This is a genomic window from Serratia silvae, assembly GCF_023282985.1.
Classification (GTDB): domain Bacteria; phylum Pseudomonadota; class Gammaproteobacteria; order Enterobacterales; family Enterobacteriaceae; genus Chania; species Chania silvae.
In genome coordinates this window covers 105,621-125,013 of the sequence record NZ_JAGQDC010000005.1, presented here as the reverse complement: position 1 = coordinate 125,013, position 19,393 = coordinate 105,621, and the positions used below count along the sequence as shown (strand labels likewise).

The window sequence follows — 19,393 nt, the reverse complement described above, 5'->3', positions numbered from 1 at the left end:
CCCTACTGTCAGTTTATGGCAGTAGGATCATTGCGCAGAGATGCCCTCACTTTCCCGCCACAGCTTCATCAATGCCCGGCGGCCGCGCGGGTAACGGTGCTCCAATGGCGTTAACCTGCCAATACGGTCTAGGCGGAAATGGCGGATTGATCCCCGCAGTTCACACCAGGCCATCAGGATCTGCACCTGTTCAAAATAGCCCATGGCAAACGGCCACAAGATACGCTCGCTGCCATTACCGGCATAATCCCGATACTCCACCTTGATTTTACGCTCCAGACGGATGGCTTCACGGATCGTCACCAGGGTCTCATCCGCCACATAGGCGGTAGGCACCGGGCCGATCAGCAGCGTATTGGCATCCAGCTCTTCACGCAGTTCCGCAGGCAACACGGCAGCAATTTTTGCTAACGCATTGGTCGCCGCACCGGCAAGCTGGCTGTCACCCCGGCGTTCAACCCAGCGCATCCCCAGAACCAGCGCTTCGATCTCAATTTGCGAGAACATCAGCGGCGGCAGCATAAATCCCGGCCGTAATACATATCCGATACCCACTTCACCAACAATATCCGCCCCCTGCTGCTGCAAGGTGGCGATATCGCGGTATAAGGTGCGCATGCTGATCCCAAGCTCTTCGGCCAGGGAATGCCCGGCGACCGGGTAACGATGGCGGCGCAGGATCTGCATCAGATCGAGCAGACGTTGAGTTCGGGACATGGGTTACTCGTTTCGAATAAAATCTCTGAGAACATGAGGTTAGCATTAAGCGGGCTGTACGATATACATCCACTGTGTGATATTTATGTCAACAACTGGTCTCCTCGGCCTTGGCATCTTTCAGATCTTCTTACTTCGGAGCCAGATCTCAGGCGCAGCTTGGTACGCCTGAGATTATCTTGTTCTTATTTCTTCATGCTGCCGACCATCTCCTCTGGCCGTACCCATTCATCAAACTGCTGCTCGGTCAAATAACCCAATTTCAGCGCCGAGGCTTTCAGGGTTAATCCTTCCTTATGGGCCTTTTTGGCGATTTCCGCCGCCTTGTCATAGCCGATATGGGTATTCAAGGCGGTAACCAACATCAGCGACTCGTTAAGCAACTGGCCGATGCGTTCGCGGTTCGGTTCAATCCCCACCGCGCAGTGCTCATTGAAGCCGCTCATGCCGTCTGCCAGCAACCGAATAGATTGCAGATAGTTGTGAATAACCAGCGGGCGGAATACGTTCAACTCAAAGTTACCGGACGCTCCGCCAATGTTCACCGCCACGTCGTTGCCCATCACCTGCGCACAGAGCATGGTCATGGCTTCACACTGCGTTGGGTTAACCTTCCCCGGCATGATTGAGCTGCCCGGTTCGTTTTCAGGAATAGCGATCTCGCCAATGCCGCAGCGTGGGCCAGAGGCTAGCCAGCGCACATCGTTGGCGATCTTCATCAACGAGGCGGCCAATCCTTTCAAGGCACCGTGCCCATGCACCAGCGCATCGCAGGTTGCCAGGGCCTCGAACTTGTTTGGCGCGGTGACAAAAGGCTGCCCGGTCAGTTCTGCCAGCGCCTTCGCCACTCGCACCGCGTATTCGGGATGAGTGTTCAGCCCAGTCCCCACTGCCGTGCCGCCCAAGGCCAACTCACTGAGATGCGGTATGCTGGCTTCTATATGCTTGAGGTTATACTCCAACATCGCCGCCCAGCCGGAGATTTCCTGGCCCAGCGTCAGCGGCGTAGCATCTTGCAGATGGGTGCGGCCGATTTTAACGATATCGTGGAAAGCTTCTGCCTTGGCTTGCAGCGTGCGGTGTAGCGTCTTCAGCTCAGGGATCAGATGCTCACGCACCGCGATCACCGCAGCCACATGCATCGCGGTCGGGAAAACGTCGTTGGAACTCTGGCTTTTGTTGACGTCGTCGTTGGGGTGGACCCGCCGCGCTTCACCGCGTTCGCCCCCCAGCAACTCGCTGGCACGGTTGGCCAGCACTTCGTTCATGTTCATGTTGGTCTGGGTACCGGAACCGGTTTGCCAGATCGACAGTGGGAATTCATTGGGATGCTTATCCGCCAACACTTCATCGGCAGCCTGAATAATCGCCTTGCCCCGCTCTGCAGGCAGCAATCCCAGATCCATATTAACGCTGGCTGCCGCACGCTTGGTCATCGCCAACGCATGGATGAGCGCCGGAGGCATTTTTTCTGATGAGATACGGAAATGTTCCAACGAACGCTGAGTCTGAGCGCCCCATAGCTGGTCTGCGGGTACTTCGATGGGGCCCATTGAGTCTTTTTCAATCCGAACGCCTGCCATCACGGTCTCCTTAGCACAATTCCTAAAAGTAATGAGTAATGCCCACGGGCAACAACCCGTTGGCGAGCCTCCTCAGTATAGCCAGATAATAACTATTCGCATTAACAGTCGGAGCAATAAGCATTTTTAGGCATCTTGGCTTGCATGCACCTGCGCCGCATTGTTTACTTAGCGCAATTTTCTTGAGAAAGCAGGGATACGATCATGCAAAAAATGACTAATGCCATCCAAAATTACGCCTGGGGCAGCGTTGATGCGTTAACCAAGCTGTATGGCATAGCCAACCCGACAGGCAAGCCAATGGCAGAACTGTGGATGGGTGCCCACCCTAAAAGCAGCTCACAGGTAGCCGATCAGGCGGGGAACTCACGTTCTCTGCGTGAAGTGATTGATGCCGATCAGCCTAAACAGCTGGGTGCCGAAGTGGCACAACGCTTTGGCGAGCTGCCGTTCCTGTTTAAAGTCCTGTGTGCCGACCAGCCACTCTCCATCCAGGTTCACCCGAGCAAGGCCGCCGCAGAGGTGGGTTTCGCCAAAGAAAATGCCGCCGGTATTCCGTTTGACGCCGCAGAGCGCAATTATAAGGATCCGAATCACAAGCCGGAGCTGGTGTTTGCCCTGACGCCTTTCCTGGCGATGAATGGCTTCCGTGAGTTGGACGATATCGTTGCGCTGTTACAGCCGCTTTCCGGCGCACATCACGATATCGCCGCTTTCCTGCAACAACCGGATACCACCCACCTTGCGAGCCTGTTTGCCAGCCTGCTGGGGATGTGCGGTGAGCAAAAAACGCTGGCGCTTGGCGTGCTGAAAGCCGCCTTGAATAATCAGCAGGGTGAGCCTTGGGACACCATTCGCTTTATCGCTCGTTTCTATGCCGACGACAGCGGCCTGTTCTCTCCGCTGCTGTTGAACGTGGTCAAGCTGGCACCGGGTGAAGCCATGTTCCTGTATGCAGAAACACCACATGCCTACCTGAACGGCGTAGCGCTGGAAGTGATGGCAAACTCGGATAACGTGCTGCGCGCGGGTCTGACGCCAAAATTCATCGATATTCCTGAGTTGCTGGCCAACCTGCAGTTCCGTCCACAACCGGCATCTGGTCTGCTGACGCAGCCAGAGCAACGTGGCAAAGAGCTGTTCTTCCCGATCCCCGTTGAGGACTTTGCCTTCTCGTTACACGATCTCGATGCTACACCGCAGCCACTGGCGCAAAACAGCGCGGCAATTGTGTTCTGCGTTGAAGGTGAAGCAACGCTGGAGAAACAGGGCCAACAGGTCATCTTGCAGCCAGGTGAATCGTGCTTTATTGCCGCCTTTGAATCCCCGGTTACCGTCACCGGGAGCGGCCGTATCGCCCGCGTTTATAATCTGTTGTCCTAATTGACGGTAAAATATAGGTAAATAAGTTGCTAAGATGATTAGTTTACCTACACAATAAAACGCCTACGGGCGTTTTTTCGCAGGCCCAATTGGTCGCCCTGCCCTCTACCGGCTTAACAAAGGAATAACAGAACTATGAAAAAATCGTTAGTCGCTGTCAGCGTCATTGTGGTGCTTGGCGCAGCATGGACTGGAGCCTCTTGGTACACCGGCAAGCTTATCGAGCAACGGATGGGGGAAATGGTAGACACAGCCAATAGCCAGTTGAAAACCATACTGCCTAAGGCTGGGGTCAAGATGAGCTATGAAAACTACCAACGCGGGATTTTCAGCAGCCAAGCCCGTTTTGTGCTGCGTGCAGATGGTAGCATCACCACCGACGATGCCCTGCTGAAGTCCGGCGAAGAAGTGGCGTTCATTGAAACTGTCGATCACGGCCCATTCCCACTGGCCCAGTTGAAAAAATTCAACCTGATCCCAAGCATGGCTTCAGTGCATACCGAGCTGGAAAACACGCCAAAAGTCAAAACCCTGTTTGAAATCACCAAAGGTAAGTCGCTGTTCAGCGCCGATTCGCGCATTGCCTACAGCGGCGATGTCGCCAGCTCCATCGATGTGATCCCGGTGGAATACCAGAAAGACAAGTCCTCACTGAAATTCAGCGGTGCAAAAATTGACGCGGATATCGGCAAGGATATGCAAACCGCTGTCTTGGACGCCAGCAGTGATAGCCTGGTGATCAGTGGCCCGAATCAGTCCGGCCAGAACGAACAGATGACGATGCAAGGGCTGACGCTCAAAAGCAACACACATCTGGGCCAATACAGTCTGAGCCTGGGTGAGCAAGCGCTGGGCATGAAGCAACTGACCATGGCTATCGACGGTAAAGACGCTATGACCATGGAAGGCTTCAACCTGGCCAGCCAGTTCGGCGAGAAAGGCAACAGCCTCGCAGGCCAGCTGGACTACACCATGGCAGCGTTGAAAATTCAGGGCACCGATTTTGGCGCGGGTAAGCTGCTGCTGAAAATCGACAACCTGGACGGTAAAGGGCTGAAAGAGTTTGCCGATCGTTACAACCAACAGGCCATGGCCTTGCTGCAACAGGCAGAAACGCTGTCACCAGAAGCCTACCAACAACAAACGGCTGAGATGCTGGTGCAAAACCTGCCACTGTTGCTGAAAGGCAACCCAACCATCAGCATCGCACCACTGAGCTGGAAAAATGCCAAGGGTGAAAGCGCCTTTACCCTTAACCTCGATCTGCTGGATCCTTCAAAGGCTGGCGCTGCGGCAGAATCACCGGACCAACAGCTTGCCCGTTCGGTCAAGAAAATCGACGCGCAGTTGACTATTCCGGTCGCTATGGCGCAGGAAACCATGGCTCAAGCGGCACAGCTGCAAGGTGCCAATGCACAACAAGCACAGCAGCAGGCCGAGCAGCAGGTGAAAAGCCTGGCGGCAATGGGCGAGATGTTCAAGATCACCACGCTGAAAGATAACGTGATTAGCAGCAACTTCAAGTATGCCGATAACCAGATTGAGCTGAACGGCAGCAAAATGTCGCTGCAGGAGTTCGTGGGTATGTTCGGGATGCTGGGCGGCGGTTACGCACCAGAAGAAGATAGCGCTCCAGAACCCGATCAGCAGGATGCCGCTCCGGCACCTGAGCAACCAACTCTGCAAGGACAATAAAAACCTTCTAGGGCCAGACGATATCTGGCCCTTTTTTTCTAGCCATAGACCGCATCGCGGATCTGCACGGGATATCAACCACTCATTCCCTCAATCGCGGTGTTGGTCAGCGCTACCATGCTCAACTGCGCGACCGGATCGTAAAACCAGCTGTGCCCATACACGCCCCCACTGCATAGTGCCATTATTCTGCGGCGTTGCTGCCAATGCGGCATCCACCAGCACCGCGCCACCAAAACCAAAGCCCCAACCCGGCCCCTGAATTTCTGCCTGCGCTGCTGCTACATGGGGTTGTCGCATCAATGCGGCGGTTTCTGCCTGCCGTACAGCAAGAGTTGCAGAGCGGGCAACTGAGAGAGGTTCTGCAGGATTTTAGCAACGTCGCGCCAGGGTTCTTTATCTACTTTCCGGCGGGCCGCCATATGCCGCTCAAGCTGCGCGCCTTTATCGATTTTATGCGGGAAAAACGCGAGCAGCAGATCAGGCCGATCCGCGCTTGATCAGCTCTGGGGACAGGATCACATTCTGCGGTGCTAATGAATCATCGCCAATACGTTGTAGTAACCGCAAGGCGGCGCTGCGCCCAACCTCACGGGCAGAACTGGAGATAAAGGTCAGCGGGGGTTCGGTCAGTTCGGCCTCCGGCACATCGCCAAAACCGATCATCGCCACCTGTTGACCATAAAAACTGTCCATCCCTTCCGAGCCAATGCTACGGCCACTGCGCACGATACCAAAATAGGCACCCAACGCCACCGAGGCCTTATGGCACACCAACGCACTGATATTAGGATACTGACGCAACAGATTTTCGGTAGCTTCAGCGGCCGCACGCTGATGACAATCGCACTCGACGATCCACTCTGAACGGAATGGCAGGCCGTATTGCACCAGGGTGGCACAGAAGCCCCCCAAGCGTTCGGCGCGGGTGAGTGAATCACTTTGCCCACCGAGGTAGGCGATCTGGCTATGCCCCCGTTTGATCAGAAATTCGGTGGCCATTTTCGCGGCCTGCATATTATCGGGCCGCACCACGTCCACGCCGTCCAACCCGTTGGAGCGTGCTGCACACACCAGCGGCACCCCCTGAGCTTCGGCTTTCTCTTTCAGCCCTTTCGCGGTACGAACCCCACCCGCCAGCACCATGCCATCAACACCATGCTCCAACAGCATATCAAAACAGCGCATCAACCCTTGGCCTTCGCGCCCGCTTTGGGTCAGAAACAGCACTTTGCCATTAGCTTCCAGTACCTCGCTCACTCCGGCGGTCATCTCGGCATAAAACGGTTCGCAGATATCTCGCAGGATCAGCCCTACCACCCCCGATTCTCCTCCACGCAACGTAGCGGCCTGGCGGTTGCGAACATAGCCAAGCTGCTCGATCGCCTGATTCACACGGGCCATGGTCGTGGGAGAAATACGCCCTTTACCGCTCAGCACCAGGGAAACGGTGGTCACGGATACGCCAGCCAACTGTGCGACGTCAGTGATAGTGATCTTTTTAATGGTGATAACCTCTGCAATGCCCTATCAGAGCGAGTTTCCCCCTGATAACCCATGGTATACCGAATCTATTAATGCAGTAAAACGATTTACCCAGATGAGTATTGTCACCGCAAAGCGCCGTTCATAATTGTGATTAGTGACGCATTTTTACTAGGTAAAACGTTTTATCTTATTTTTACCTAACCAGGTACACACAACATTGCATGCTTTTTCGCCAGGAGTCGTCGGTTATGCCAGCGTCTAAAAAACAAAAAATTACGCTTTGGGAGTTTTTCCAAAGCCTGGGCAAGACATTTATGCTGCCCGTCGCACTGCTTTCATTCTGCGGCATTATGCTGGGGATCGGCAGCTCACTAAGCAGCCGTGACGTGATCACCCTGCTGCCTTTCATTGGTCATCCGGCTTTCCAGCTGCTGTTCACCTGGATGAGCAAGATAGGCTCCTTTGCCTTCAGCTTCCTGCCGGTAATGTTCGCCATTGCTATTCCTCTAGGCATGGCGCGTGAGAACAAAGGCGTGGCCGCCTTCTCTGGTTTTGTCGGCTTTGCCGTGCTGAACCTGGCGACCAACTTCTACCTGACCACCTCAGGTGTGCTGCCTACCGTCGATCCGCTGGTGCTGAAAGCCAATAACATCCAGAACATCCTGGGTATTCAGTCTATCGATACCGGTATCCTCGGTGCGGTGATCGTCGGGATCATCGTTTATCTGCTGCACGAGCGTTTTAACACCATCCGCCTGCCGGATGCGCTGGCGTTCTTCGGCGGTACCCGCTTTGTGCCAATCGTCACCACCGTGGTTCTGGGCCTGTGCGGCCTGATTATCCCGCTGATCTGGCCTTGGTTCGCTGCTGGTATTAACGGGTTAGGCCGTATGATTAACGGCGCAGGCATGTTTGGGCCGATGATTTTCGGTTCCGGCGAGCGTCTGCTGCTGCCGTTCGGTTTACACCACATTCTGGTGGCACTGATCCGCTTTACCGAAGCGGGCGGTACGCTGGATGTTTGTGGCCGTGAAGTCAGTGGTGCTTTGACCATCTTCCAGGCGCAGCTCTCTTGCCCAACCACCCACGGCTTTGCCGAAAGCGCTACCCGCTTCCTGTCACAGGGTAAAATGCCTGCCTTCCTCGGCGGCCTGCCGGGTGCGGCGTTAGCCATGTACCACTGTGCCAAGCCAGAGAACCGTCACAAGATCAAAGGGCTGCTGATTTCCGGCGTGGTTGCCTGTGTCGTCGGCGGCACCACCGAACCGATTGAATTCCTGTTCCTGTTTGTCGCTCCGTTCCTGTACCTGATCCACGCTATTCTGACCGGTCTGGGCTTCACCGTGATGGCCTTGCTGGGCGTCACCATCGGTAACACCGACGGCAACATCATCGACTTCGTGGTGTTTGGCATCCTGCACGGCACCGCCACCAAGTGGTACCTGGTGCCATTGGTGGCCGCCATCTGGTTTGTTGCCTACTATGCGATCTTCCGCTTCGCCATCCAGCGCTGGAACATTAAAACGCCGGGTCGTGAAACTGAAACCACCGCGACGCAGAGCGCCCCTATCGGTGCCGTGGGTAAATCCGGCTATAACGTGCCAGCTATCCTGGCGGCGTTGGGCGGTAAAGAGAATATCGTTTCGCTGGATAACTGCATTACCCGTCTACGTATGTCGGTTAATGATATGAGCAAGGTGGATGATGCGGTGCTGAAAGCCAACCGGGCTATCGGCGTGGTACACCTTAATGATCATAACCTGCAAGTGGTGATTGGCCCGCAGGTGCAATCGGTGAAAGATGAGTTAGAATCGCTGATGGCCAACGCATAACCTTCCCCCCCGGGCGCAGCCTGCTGCGCCCTTGTTCGGAGTTTCACATGTTTGATTTTTCTACCCCGGTAGATCGTCACGGTACCTGGTGCACTCAATGGGACTACATCGCCGACCGTTTTGGCACCGCAGATCTACTGCCTTTCACCATCTCCGATATGGATTTCGCCACCGCCCCCTGCATTCTTGAAGCCCTGCAACAGCGCCTGCAACACGGCGTGTTGGGCTACAGCCGCTGGCAGCATGAAGACTTTCTTGGCGCGGTGCGGCATTGGTATCAACAACGCTTCAATGCTCCCATCGATACGACCAAGGCGGTCTATGGCCCTTCAGTGATTTACATGGTGGCGCAGTTGGTGCGTATCTGGTCGGCTCCAGGGGAATATGTGGTCACCCATACGCCCGCCTATGATGCCTTCTATAAGGTGATCCTGGGTAATCAGCGCCAGGTGTTGCCTTGCCCGCTGCACAAAGTGGATAACGACTGGCAATGCGATATGGCCCATTTGGAAGCGCTACTGGCGCGGCCACAAACCAAGATCCTGCTGTTGTGCAGCCCGCAGAACCCCACCGGCAAGGTGTGGACTCAGCAAGAGCTGGAGCAGATGGCAGAACTGTGCGAACGCCACGATGTGAAGGTGATCAGCGATGAGATCCATATGGATATGGTTTGGGGGGAACATCGCCACACGCCATGGAGCCAGGTTGCCACTACTCCGTGGGCATTGCTGACTTCCGGCTCTAAAACCTTCAACATTCCGGCGCTCACCGGTGCTTATGGCATTATCAGCGATGATAGCGCGCGTGAAAGCTACGTTCAGGCGCTAAAAAGCCGCGATGGGCTGTCCTCACCGGCGGTGCTGGCGGTCGCGGCACATATTGCTGCCTACCGTCACGGCGAGCCTTGGCTAGACGCCCTGCGCGACTATCTGCAAGATAACCTGACCTACGTGGCCGAACGGCTCAACCAGGCGTTGCCACAGCTAAACTGGCAGCCACCGCAGGCCACCTATCTGGCGTGGATCGATATACGCCCATTGGGCATTAACGACCGAGAATTGCAGCAGGTGCTGATCGAGCGTGAGAAAGTCGCTATCATGCCAGGCTTTACCTATGGCGAAGAGGGCCGAGGTTTCCTGCGCCTGAACGTCGGCTGCCCACGCAGCAAGGTTGAGGCCGGGATGGATAAGCTGATTGCCGCGTTGCAATTTTTCCTGGACGAGAAATAGGTTATATCGCCAGGGGCGCAATGCCTCTGGTTTTTCACTGAGCGTCAACTCCCCTCAGTATTGTCGGGATATGAGGGCCAGCGGACCGAAAACGTACGCTTGCGGCCGCCGCATTAACCCCGCTGTTTGTCATAATTCTGCTTCATGAGATTCTGGTGGTGGGCTCCGGCTTTGGCGAGATCCCAGTTAAAACCAGAACCATTGCGATTGACCTGATTTCATCGACGAATGACCCGAGAGCATGTCACTGCTTATCCCTGCCTCATTTTATAGTAAGCCCACTCATACCCATCCTGTCGGACAACAGCAAACACGGTGGATAAGCCTCAATATCTGATGAGTTACTGGAGCAATCAATGAAATTAACACAAATCCGCAACGCTACGCTCGTGTTGGAATATTCCGGTAAAAAATTTCTTATCGACCCGATGCTGGCAGAAAAGGAAGCCTGGGATGGCTTTGCCGGGCATGCACGCCCGCACCTGCGTAACCCCATGGTTGCTTTGCCTGTGGCCATAGAGGATTTACTGGCTGTTGATGCCGTTATCCTGACCCACACGCATACCGATCACTGGGATGAGGCGGCGCAGCAGGCTATCCCCAAAGACATGCTTATCTACACGCAGGACGAGAGCGACGCGGCGCTGATCCGCTCTCAGGGCTTTCGCAACATCCGCGTTCTGAAAGATGAAAATCATTTCGTTGACGGTCTGAGTATCTATAAAACTGACGGTCAGCACGGCAGTAACGAATTGTACGCAGATGTCCAATGGGGTGATTTACTAGGTGATGCATGTGGGTTGGTCTTCACTCATCATGATGAAAAAACGCTTTATATCGCGGGTGATACCGTCTGGGTTAAACCTTATGTAAGAAGCCTGCAACGCTTCAAGCCGGAGATTGTGGTGCTAAACACCGGCTATGCTATCAATGACATTTACGGCCCGATTCTCATGGGTAAAGAGGACACGCTGCGCACGCTGAAGATGTTGCCGACTGCAATCATCGTGGCATCTCACATGGAATCGATTAACCATTGCCTTCTTACACGCACGGAGTTAAGGGAGTTCACCCTTGAACACAGCATTGAAGATCAGGTTCTTATTCCTGCAGACGGTGAGACAATGACTTTCTGATAAGTGACTCAGTCTGATTGAGGGGAAGATGCCATTCCGACAGATCACCTGTTATCCTTTGGTCAGTCAAAATCAGCATTTTAGCCGCCGGTGATCCGGGGGCTATCATTTACGGTAAGGTTAACGTTATGTCTGCACTGACGGTCGCCGTGATCGCCACGGCCGGATTTAGCCCGTTTCACTTTTCAGTGCCCTGCATTATTTTCGGACAGTCGATGCCGCAACCGGATTTATTCTGCGTCAAAATCTGTGCTGAAAAACCGGGCATCGTTCTGTCTGATATTGGTCTGTCCATCAACGTGGAGTATGGCCTTGAGCTGCTTGACGTCGCAGACATTGTTATCGTGCCCTACTGGAATCATCCTGATGAAAGACCCTCTCAGGCGCTGCTGGATAAGCTCATAAGCGCATGGCAGCGCGGCGCAGAAGTGGTAGGCCTTTGTCTCGGCGCTTACGTGCTGGCCTATTCCGGTTTGCTGGATAAGCACCGCGCCGCAACGCACTGGGAGTACGAACAGGACTTTATTGAAAGATTTCCCTCCGTGCATCTGGACAGCAACTCGCTGTATACCAGTGATGAACGTCTTATTACCTCTGCCGGCACCGCCGCTGGCATTGATTGCTGTCTGAATATTATCCGTGGTCATTACGGAACTACGGTTGCCAACCGTGTGGCACGAAAAATGGTTGTTCCTCCTTACCGGGAAGGCGGTCAAGCTCAGTTTATTGAACGTCCCATCCCGGTAACGACACGTGACAGCAAAATGAACGAGTTGATGGACTACCTGCGCCGCAATCTGGACAAGCCGCACGATCTTGACTCACTGGCCGGATTTGTCAGCATGAGCCGGCGAACGTTGACCCGTCATTTTTTCAAGGCAACCGGGACGACGCTGGGAGAATGGCTTAACGCAGAGCGTCTTCAAAGAGGTCAGGAACTGCTGGAAACCACGGACGTCAGCATTGAAAATGTGTCAGACATGGCAGGGTTTCAGTCGCCGATTTCTTTCCGCCAGAGTTTTAAGACGAGATTCAGCGTCAGCCCAAGCGAATGGCGCCGGGCATTTCGTGGCCCTGCGCCTATTGATCCGGAAAAGGCCTGACCGAAAGCGATAACTTTCTTCTTTTCCAGCAAAGGAGTCTGCCTTCGTACAACCCGCGTTACGGCCTCCAGATAGCGTACTGGCATGTGTGCCTGAACTGCGATCTTGCGATTTAATGTGATGAATATCACCTTTTCATGCAACTCAATAGCTATTTTCATTCGTTTGTTTTTATACTGCTCTGCACTTTACCTATACAAAAATAATGAGTGCCTATCATGATCGACGCCCGTTTACCCCTTACCGATATTCACCGTCATCTGGACGGCAACATCCGTGCGCAAACCATTCTCGAACTGGGCCGCCAATTCAATCTCGCCCTGCCCGCCGACGAGCTGGCTGCCCTGCTTCCCCATGTGCAAATCACCCATGCTGAACCCGACCTGATGAGCTTCCTGCAAAAGCTGGACTGGGGCGTGGCGGTGCTGGGCGATCTGGATGCCTGCCGTCGCGTGGCCTATGAAAACGTGGAAGATGCGGCAAACGCCGGGTTACACTACACCGAACTGCGTTTCTCCCCATACTACATGGCGATGAGGCACCAACTGCCGGTGGCTGGCGTGGTTGAAGCGGTGATTGACGGTATTCGCTCTGGTTGCCGCGATCGCGATATTGACGTGCGCCTGATAGGCATCATGAGCCGTACCTTCGGTGAAGCAGCCTGTCTGCAAGAGTTGGACGCCTTACTGGCCCACCGTGACGGCATTACCGCACTGGATCTGGCCGGTGATGAACTGGGCTTCCCTGGCAGCCTGTTCCTTAGCCATTTCAACCGTGCCCGTGACGCTGGCCTGCGTATTACTGTTCATGCCGGTGAAGCCGCTGGCCCGGAAAGCATCTGGCAGGCGATCCGTGAGTTGGGTGCCGAACGCATCGGCCACGGGGTTAAAGCGGTAGAAGATCCGGCATTAATGGATTACTTGGCGCAGCACGCTATCGGCATCGAGTCGTGCCTGACCTCGAATATTCAAACCAGCACCGTAGCTTCACTGGCGCAGCACCCGCTGGCCACCTTCCTGCGCCATGGCGTGGTAGCCTCAATCAATACTGACGATCCTGCCGTTCAAGGCATCGAGATTGAGCATGAATATCGCGTGGCAGCCCCGCAGGCCGGATTAACCCAGCAAGAAATCCGCACCGCGCAGGAAAACGGCCTGAAGATGGCCTTCCTCAGCGATCAGGAAAAACAGGCGCTACGCGAAAAAGTGCTTGGTTAGCACACGATGCAGGCTTAGCGGCCTTATTGGTTGCTAAGCCTGTTCCTCATAGTAAATTCAAGAATTCGCTAATCGCTTTGGTCACTTCTTTAGGGGCTTCAATCATCGCGTGATGCCCAACGTTGGCCAAAGTCAGCAACGATGCATTCTCAATAGCGCTCACTATTTCACGGCTCAGCTCAACAGGGGCTGCCCTATCATGCTCGCCACAGATAACCAACGTAGGCACCTTAATCTGGGGGAGTAACTCCTGCACGTCGCCCCGGGTAATCACAGCAGCGTCAAGAGCCAATGCCAATCCGGCCCGATCATGAGCCAACATAATGCTCCTTTCGTGGATCACCTCAACAGGATTACTCGATAACCACGCTTCGCCATTGATATGACGCTGAATGGCGGTAAATACCGCTGCACGCTGTTGCTCAGACCCATTGAGGATGACTTCACGCTGTTGTTGCCAGCGTGCCAGCCGTTCAGGAAGCTCAGCTCTGGCACTCGTGCCGATCAGGATCAATCCCGATATCAGTTCCGGATAACGTGCCGCCAGCCTGATGCCAACCATCCCGCCCTGGCTTTGACCAATAAAGGTGACTTTACCCAGCGACAGTTCCTGGATCATCAACGCCAAATCCCGGCTCAGATCGTCAAGCGTCCACCCGTTAGGATGATAACCACTTTGCCCATGGCCTGGCATATCAAGCACAATACAGCGGTATGAGTCACTCAGCGCGTTGAACTGCGCGGTAAAAGCTTGATGATCAACCAACAGCCCATGGGCAAAAATCAGCGTCGGGCCTTCGCCGCGCTCCCAATAGTGATAGAGGGTCTGGTTAACTTTAAGCTGTTGCTGCTGCCAGTTATCTACGGGGTCAAAAGCCCGGCTAAGCAACGCCGAATCTTCAAATATCTGATAGCGAGCGATCTTCGAATTAGCGACTTTAAAATGGATCACCATGTCACTGCCCACGGTATTCCCGGTACTTAACAAAGTATGACGAAAGCGCCCCAAAGCCACGACGTTATCGTTATGCTCGAAAAGCTCGCTAATGACAAACTCCTGCGGCTTGAAATTTTTGGGGAAGCTCTCGAGCCAACGCCTGACCTGCACCGTCCCTTGCAGTATTCCCACGGTAGAAACATGCGGGCTACCGTCGATATGCCAGACAACTTCATCATCCAGCAACGCGATAGTTTGATTAATGTTCCCCTGTGCAAACGCAGAAAAATAGCGCTGTACCACTTCTTTCGCACTCAACTTTGAAGCCGTACCACGATCAAGAATATCCACTATGTCACTCCTGGTGAGAATAGATCACCGATGTCATTATCGGTTGATACTGTGTGATCGAATTATATGCATTCCAAATATGCATAAATATGGACATAATCAGGAAATCATTTTCCATAAATAGAAAACAACATGATCTCAAACGAGTTGGACTGGAATGATTTACGTTTTTTTCTCACCGTAGCGAGAACGCGGAGTTTAACTAAAACCGCCACGGCGCTAAAAGTCAGCCAATCAACGGTAGCCAGAAGAATTGAGGCAATAGAAAACAGCCTGCGGGCAAACCTGTTTGCACACCATCAGACCGGTTACTTTTTGACCGACGCAGGTCAGGACATCTTAAAATATGCCGAAGAAGTGGAAGAGAGAATTCTGTTGTTGGCAAGTCGAGTCTCTGGGCTAGATCTTCGCCCTGTGGGGACAGTACGGTTAGCAACGGCGGAGACGTTGGCAAGCCAGCTGATTATTCCGGCCTTGTCACGTTTTAGCGCTCGTTTTCCCGATATCACGCTGGAAATTATTACTGGGGTCAATACTGTCTCAATCACCCGCCACGATGCTGACCTCGCACTCCGCCTTGTACGTCCGGAACAGAACTCACTTAAAATCCGCCGGGTGGGCCGAATGGCATCGGCAGTCTATGGTTCTGAAACCTATCTACGGCAGCATCCAGCGCCTGATACTCTTCCGCTGGACAGAAGAGGTTTCATTACCTGGGATAGCTCTTATAACCACCTGCCATCGGCAAAGTGGCTTAGCGGCACCTACCCGAATGCCCCTGCCACACTGGTCATAACCAGCGTCGTATCACAGATTGCTGCGGTAAAAGCCAGTCTGGGTCTGGCGGTTTTACCCTGTTTTATCGCCTCGCAAAACAGCGAGATGGTTGAGGTCATTCCGACAGAACAGGTGTTTGCAGAAGATCTGTGGTTGGTCAGCCATGCCGACTTGACCGCATCGACCCGTATCCGGGCCGTGGCTGATTTTTTAGTGAAGATTATCGCCGAAGCGCAATTGGTATAAATTGGGACAGGCACCGGCGTAAATACCACCAGTGCCTGAGCTGATTAAACAACAGCGAGCTGATAGGGCAGCACCACCCGGTGACTCTCCTCGATCAGCGCCACAATCTCCGTACGCGGGCCTGCCAACCAGGCTTGACTGCGGTAGAAATCCTGTAATACCTGTTCCATTTCCGCCATGCCGTCAAACCGCCGCAGCAGGTAATAGGCATCGGGATCGTGTAGCGAAATACCGTACTCAAGCACGGTGATCCCTGCGGCCTTATGCAGCGGCACGCTGTCATGCTGCATGATGTGGTGAAAACGCTCGCCGCTGCCCGTTTGTAAACGATATTGCAAAATCTCGACTACCTTGCTCATGCTACGTCCTTGTTTTTTTATTTAGTTACGGCAGCTGCGTGCTGCTGGGCTGTTTTACGCGCATAGCGCTGCGCCAGCACCGCACACACCATCAATTGTACCTGATGGAAAATCATCAAAGGTAACACCATCGCCCCAACGGCAGCGGCTGGAAATAGCACGTTGGCCATCGGGATACCGTTGGCCAGGCTCTTTTTCGAACCGCAGAACACGATAGTAATCTCATCGGCGGTATCAAAGCCCAGCCAACGTGCGGCATAGGTGTTGATAATCAGTATCACCGTCAACAGCACCAGCGACATCACCAGGATCGTCAGCAGCGACCAGCCGTCAATGGTGTGCCAAATCCCCTCAACCACCGCCGCGCTGAAGGCGGTATAGACCACCAGCAGGATCGAGGAACGGTCGGTGAGGTTAATCAGTTTGCGATGGCGATCGATCCATTTACCAATCAGCGGACGCGCCAGATGACCAATAACAAACGGCACCATCAGTTGCAAAATAATCGCGCCGATGGCATGCAACACGTCAGTATTGCCTCCTTGTGTGTGCATCAATGCCCCCACCAGCAGCGGGGACAGGAATACCCCAAGAATGCTGGATGCCGAAGCGCTGCAGATCGCCGCAGCCACGTTCCCTCCGGCAGCGGAGGTGAAAGCGATTGCTGATTGCACCGTGGCAGGCAGAGCGCACAGATAGAGGAAACCCAGATATACGGTCGGCGTCATTAAGCCCGGCACCAATAGGTTCATCGACAGCCCTAACAGCGGGAAGAGTGCAAAGGTACTGAGAAACACCACCAGGTGCAGCTTCCAGTGGCTCATACCGGCAATGATCGCCTCACGGGAGAGCTTCGCCCCATGCATGAAGAACAGCAAAGCTATCGCGGCGGTGGTTAAATGCTCGAAGAAGGTCTGCCAAATCCCTTCACAGGGAAACAATGAGGCCAACAGCACCACCATCAGCAACACCAATAAAAACTTGTCGATACGTAGACGTTGTAACCAAGACATTCTTCAAAATTCCTTGCCATTAAAACGTAAAAAGGGTTCAGAAGCGCTCTGAACCCTGCTGTTATTGCTGATATCAGGTGACCGGCAGCGCTTTTTGCTGTTTAGCCGACTCAATGCCCAGCTCGATCATTTCCATGACCTGTATCGCCTCGCTGGCCGCCACCGGGTTGGTACCGGTACCGGCAATCGCGTCGCGAATGGCGGCGTAATAGGCCGGGTAATTGCCCGGAATGGTCAACAGCGGCTGTTCTGCCAGCATGCCATCACGTGACAACGTCACCACTCCGTCGCGCATATCGTACCCCCAGTCGGCCTGCGGTAAACGCTCGCCGGCTTTCAGGCGGTCTTCCTGCGGATCCAGACCATATTTGATAAAGCTGCCCTGCGTACCGTGCACAATATAACGGGCAGTTTCTGCCGCGGCCAGCACCGTGCCATGCAGCACTACACGCCGATGGCCGTAATTGAGCACCGCATGGAAGTAATCTACCGATTGTGAGCCAGGGCGTAACTCGCCGAGATCGACAAACAGCGTTTGTGGCTTGCCAAACAGCTGTAAGGCCTGGTCGATCAGATGCGGCCCCAGATCGTACCAAATACCGCTACCAGCCCCACCTTGCTCACGCCAGCGCTGGCGAACTTCTGGGCGGAAACGATCGAAATGGGATTCAAAATAGACCACTTCCCCTAAAGCGCCGTCTTTCAGCAAGGCTTTTAAGGTCAGGAAATCGCTGTCCCAACGGCGGTTGTGGAACACCGAAAGCAGTTGCCCACTCTGTTGTGACTGCTGTTGTAACTGCTGCGCCTGTGACAGTGTCACGGCAAACGGTTTATCCACCACCACATGCTTGCCCGCCGCCATTGCCTGTTGTGCCAGCGGGAAGTGGGTATCGTTCGGCGTTGGGATGACAATCAGGTCAATCGAGGGATCGTTAAACAGCGCCTGCGGGTCACTGACCACCGTCATCATCGGCCAGTCGGCGTGGACTTTACCAGCGTCACTACTGGAAACGGCGGCCAACGCCATGCCAGAGGTTCCCGCGATCAGCGGAGCATGAAAGGTCTTGCTGGCGTAACCATAGCCCACCAGGCCAACGCGGATTGTTTCAGACATCTTGTTTCCTCATACAGGGCGAGATACACATCAATTCCAGGCAGTTGAAATGCTACGTCCGTGTAAGTTGGGGCGAGAAACCCGCCCCTGAATGTTGCCGCTAGAAAAAGATGAAGTCGGGATTGATTCGATTTGACACCATGATGCGGGCTGGAACAAGAGCTAAATGCAGATTAGCAATATAACCGATAGGGCTAGGCGGGCGCAGCATACAGCGCCCCTACAATGTGGTCATATCAGCAATCGCGTAAATGGTAGGTTAACCAACAACGGCAACCAAAGGTCGATCCTGGGAATGGTTCACCGGGTAGTTGATCTCCAGGCTACGGCGGCGAAAATCGCTGGGGCTGACGCCAACCCGTTTGCGAAACACGCGGGAAAAATAGAGCTGATCGTCATAGCCAACCACCCTACCAATGGTGGCAATCGATTCCTGAGTGGTTTGCAGCAGCAGCTTGGCGCGGATCACCCGCTGATCTTCACGCCAGCGCAGGATATTTATCCCGACCTGGTCACGGAACAGATGCGCCAGCCGCGAAGGCGAAAGACAAACGTGGCGTGCCACTTCATCGATACGCAACTCTCCCGCCAGATTGCCGGTAATAAACTGGCAGGCCTCAATCACCCGTGGGTCCATAATCTTCTGCGGGCTGAGGGGATCTTCCTCCATTGCGCGCAGCAACAGCCGTTCCAGCAGGTTCATGCCTATCTCTTCGGCAAAACGGCGGCCAGAGCGTTGGGTCTGCTCAATGTTGGCAAACAGCCGGTCAAACTCGGTCAGCAATTGGTTGTTGGGCAGCGTCAGACGCCCTACCTGATGTGCCTTGCTATGCCATTCCAGCCAGTCGGCCCAATAGGCTCGCGGGCGGAAATAGACCCAGCGGTGATACCAGCAGTCACTCTCCGGTGATCGGCCATAGTTATGCGCCGCCTTGGGCGGAAACAGCAGTAGATCGCCAGGGTTACAGTAAAGCGTCTGCTCACCGTCAAACACCTTGCCCTGGCCTTTAATGGTCAGATTGAGGATGTACCCCTTCATGCCGCCAGGGCGATCGATAAAGAAATCCAGCGGCCCATCTGCCATAATCGGCGTCAACCCGGCAACCAGATAGGCGTTAAAGGTGTAACCCGGCAACAACGGGTTCGGTTGGGGTTCCTGAACCATGCGATGATACATCTGGCCTCCAAAAGTGTCTTACCGATATCCCTGCGC

General features: G+C 54.3%; 17 protein-coding genes and 1 pseudogene. 9 read left to right on the top strand and 9 right to left on the bottom strand.

The window, feature by feature from the left end:
- Positions 1 to 27: 27 nt before the first annotated feature.
- Both KAJ71_RS08640 and fumC read right to left on the bottom strand, forming a co-directional pair.
- Entirely contained in the window at positions 28 to 717 is a 690-nt protein-coding gene (locus KAJ71_RS08640) for a helix-turn-helix transcriptional regulator (protein WP_248945341.1), read from the bottom strand.
- Positions 718 to 902: 185 nt separating this feature from the next.
- Positions 903 to 2,300, bottom strand: a complete 1,398-nt coding sequence (fumC, locus tag KAJ71_RS08635) for a class II fumarate hydratase (protein ID WP_248945340.1) — start codon at positions 2,298 to 2,300, stop codon at positions 903 to 905.
- A gap of 204 nt (positions 2,301 to 2,504) precedes the next feature.
- On the opposite strand from fumC, the gene manA reads away from it, so the two are divergent.
- Together manA and KAJ71_RS08625 are read left to right on the top strand one after the other, a co-directional pair.
- The gene (manA, locus tag KAJ71_RS08630; protein ID WP_248945339.1) at positions 2,505 to 3,683 is read left to right on the top strand and encodes a mannose-6-phosphate isomerase; all 1,179 of its coding nucleotides are present in this window, start codon (positions 2,505 to 2,507) and stop codon (positions 3,681 to 3,683) included.
- A gap of 135 nt (positions 3,684 to 3,818) precedes the next feature.
- A complete protein-coding gene (locus KAJ71_RS08625) occupies positions 3,819 to 5,378 on the top strand; it encodes a YdgA family protein (protein WP_248945338.1) in 1,560 nt (519 codons plus the stop codon).
- Between the two features lie 74 nt (positions 5,379 to 5,452).
- Here the strand turns inward: KAJ71_RS08625 and KAJ71_RS08620 are convergent.
- Positions 5,453 to 5,693, bottom strand: a pseudogene (locus tag KAJ71_RS08620) (serine hydrolase); the annotation flags it as partial.
- Here KAJ71_RS08620 and KAJ71_RS08615 point away from each other — a divergent pair.
- Positions 5,681 to 5,878 (top strand): type 2 periplasmic-binding domain-containing protein, encoded by a 198-nt coding sequence (locus tag KAJ71_RS08615; RefSeq protein ID WP_248945337.1) that lies wholly within the window; start codon positions 5,681 to 5,683, stop codon positions 5,876 to 5,878. The pseudogene KAJ71_RS08620 and the gene KAJ71_RS08615 sit on opposite strands and share 13 nt — an antisense overlap.
- On the opposite strand, the gene KAJ71_RS08610 is transcribed toward KAJ71_RS08615, so the two are convergent.
- Positions 5,859 to 6,890, bottom strand: a complete 1,032-nt coding sequence (locus KAJ71_RS08610; RefSeq protein ID WP_248945459.1) for a Mal regulon transcriptional regulator MalI — start codon at positions 6,888 to 6,890, stop codon at positions 5,859 to 5,861. The genes KAJ71_RS08615 and KAJ71_RS08610 overlap by 20 nt on opposite strands.
- A gap of 224 nt (positions 6,891 to 7,114) precedes the next feature.
- Here KAJ71_RS08610 and malX point away from each other — a divergent pair, with 224 nt between their 5' ends.
- The 5 genes from malX to add all read left to right on the top strand — a co-directional run bounded on the left by malX (position 7,115) and on the right by add (position 13,383).
- Entirely contained in the window at positions 7,115 to 8,698 is a 1,584-nt protein-coding gene (gene malX, locus KAJ71_RS08605) for a maltose/glucose-specific PTS transporter subunit IIBC (protein WP_248945336.1), read from the top strand.
- Between the two features lie 47 nt (positions 8,699 to 8,745).
- A complete protein-coding gene (locus KAJ71_RS08600; RefSeq protein WP_248945335.1) occupies positions 8,746 to 9,927 on the top strand; it encodes a MalY/PatB family protein in 1,182 nt (393 codons plus the stop codon).
- Positions 9,928 to 10,283: 356 nt separating this feature from the next.
- Complete coding sequence (locus KAJ71_RS08595) at positions 10,284 to 11,063, top strand: MBL fold metallo-hydrolase (protein ID WP_248945334.1); 780 nt, start codon at positions 10,284 to 10,286, stop codon at positions 11,061 to 11,063.
- A gap of 128 nt (positions 11,064 to 11,191) precedes the next feature.
- The gene (locus tag KAJ71_RS08590) at positions 11,192 to 12,166 is read left to right on the top strand and encodes a GlxA family transcriptional regulator (RefSeq protein WP_248945333.1); all 975 of its coding nucleotides are present in this window, start codon (positions 11,192 to 11,194) and stop codon (positions 12,164 to 12,166) included.
- Positions 12,167 to 12,384: 218 nt separating this feature from the next.
- Positions 12,385 to 13,383 (top strand): adenosine deaminase, encoded by a 999-nt coding sequence (gene add / locus KAJ71_RS08585; protein ID WP_248945332.1) that lies wholly within the window; start codon positions 12,385 to 12,387, stop codon positions 13,381 to 13,383.
- A 46-nt stretch (positions 13,384 to 13,429) separates the two neighbouring features.
- On the opposite strand, the gene KAJ71_RS08580 is transcribed toward add, so the two are convergent.
- A complete protein-coding gene (locus tag KAJ71_RS08580; protein WP_248945331.1) occupies positions 13,430 to 14,671 on the bottom strand; it encodes an alpha/beta fold hydrolase in 1,242 nt (413 codons plus the stop codon).
- A gap of 132 nt (positions 14,672 to 14,803) precedes the next feature.
- On the opposite strand from KAJ71_RS08580, the gene KAJ71_RS08575 reads away from it, so the two are divergent.
- On the top strand, positions 14,804 to 15,694 hold the full coding sequence (locus KAJ71_RS08575; RefSeq protein ID WP_248945330.1) for a LysR family transcriptional regulator: 891 nt from the start codon (positions 14,804 to 14,806) through the stop codon (positions 15,692 to 15,694).
- A 44-nt stretch (positions 15,695 to 15,738) separates the two neighbouring features.
- On the opposite strand, the gene KAJ71_RS08570 is transcribed toward KAJ71_RS08575, so the two are convergent.
- The 4 genes from KAJ71_RS08570 to araC form a co-directional block, all read right to left on the bottom strand.
- Entirely contained in the window at positions 15,739 to 16,053 is a 315-nt protein-coding gene (locus KAJ71_RS08570; protein ID WP_248945329.1) for an NIPSNAP family protein, read from the bottom strand.
- A gap of 17 nt (positions 16,054 to 16,070) precedes the next feature.
- Positions 16,071 to 17,066, bottom strand: a complete 996-nt coding sequence (locus tag KAJ71_RS08565) for a bile acid:sodium symporter family protein (protein WP_248945328.1) — start codon at positions 17,064 to 17,066, stop codon at positions 16,071 to 16,073.
- Between the two features lie 73 nt (positions 17,067 to 17,139).
- Complete coding sequence (locus KAJ71_RS08560; RefSeq protein WP_248945327.1) at positions 17,140 to 18,180, bottom strand: oxidoreductase; 1,041 nt, start codon at positions 18,178 to 18,180, stop codon at positions 17,140 to 17,142.
- A 259-nt stretch (positions 18,181 to 18,439) separates the two neighbouring features.
- Complete coding sequence (araC, locus tag KAJ71_RS08555) at positions 18,440 to 19,357, bottom strand: arabinose operon transcriptional regulator AraC (protein WP_248945326.1); 918 nt, start codon at positions 19,355 to 19,357, stop codon at positions 18,440 to 18,442.
- Positions 19,358 to 19,393: the final 36 nt, after the last annotated feature.

What these genes read in the sequence shown, in the direction of transcription:
- manA (WP_248945339.1), top strand. Translation starts at nt 2,505, where the DNA reads ATGCAAAAAATGACTAATGCCATCCAAAATTACGCCTGGGGCAGCGTT.
- KAJ71_RS08640 (WP_248945341.1), bottom strand. Translation starts at nt 717, where the DNA reads ATGTCCCGAACTCAACGTCTGCTCGATCTGATGCAGATCCTGCGCCGC.
- KAJ71_RS08600 (WP_248945335.1), top strand. Translation starts at nt 8,746, where the DNA reads ATGTTTGATTTTTCTACCCCGGTAGATCGTCACGGTACCTGGTGCACT.
- KAJ71_RS08565 (WP_248945328.1), bottom strand. Translation starts at nt 17,066, where the DNA reads ATGTCTTGGTTACAACGTCTACGTATCGACAAGTTTTTATTGGTGTTG.
- malX (WP_248945336.1), top strand. Translation starts at nt 7,115, where the DNA reads ATGCCAGCGTCTAAAAAACAAAAAATTACGCTTTGGGAGTTTTTCCAA.
- add (WP_248945332.1), top strand. Translation starts at nt 12,385, where the DNA reads ATGATCGACGCCCGTTTACCCCTTACCGATATTCACCGTCATCTGGAC.
- KAJ71_RS08590 (WP_248945333.1), top strand. Translation starts at nt 11,192, where the DNA reads ATGTCTGCACTGACGGTCGCCGTGATCGCCACGGCCGGATTTAGCCCG.
- KAJ71_RS08560 (WP_248945327.1), bottom strand. Translation starts at nt 18,180, where the DNA reads ATGTCTGAAACAATCCGCGTTGGCCTGGTGGGCTATGGTTACGCCAGC.
- fumC (WP_248945340.1), bottom strand. Translation starts at nt 2,300, where the DNA reads ATGGCAGGCGTTCGGATTGAAAAAGACTCAATGGGCCCCATCGAAGTA.
- KAJ71_RS08625 (WP_248945338.1), top strand. Translation starts at nt 3,819, where the DNA reads ATGAAAAAATCGTTAGTCGCTGTCAGCGTCATTGTGGTGCTTGGCGCA.
- KAJ71_RS08570 (WP_248945329.1), bottom strand. Translation starts at nt 16,053, where the DNA reads ATGAGCAAGGTAGTCGAGATTTTGCAATATCGTTTACAAACGGGCAGC.
- KAJ71_RS08615 (WP_248945337.1), top strand. Translation starts at nt 5,681, where the DNA reads ATGCGGCGGTTTCTGCCTGCCGTACAGCAAGAGTTGCAGAGCGGGCAA.
- araC (WP_248945326.1), bottom strand. Translation starts at nt 19,357, where the DNA reads ATGTATCATCGCATGGTTCAGGAACCCCAACCGAACCCGTTGTTGCCG.
- KAJ71_RS08595 (WP_248945334.1), top strand. Translation starts at nt 10,284, where the DNA reads ATGAAATTAACACAAATCCGCAACGCTACGCTCGTGTTGGAATATTCC.
- KAJ71_RS08575 (WP_248945330.1), top strand. Translation starts at nt 14,804, where the DNA reads ATGATCTCAAACGAGTTGGACTGGAATGATTTACGTTTTTTTCTCACC.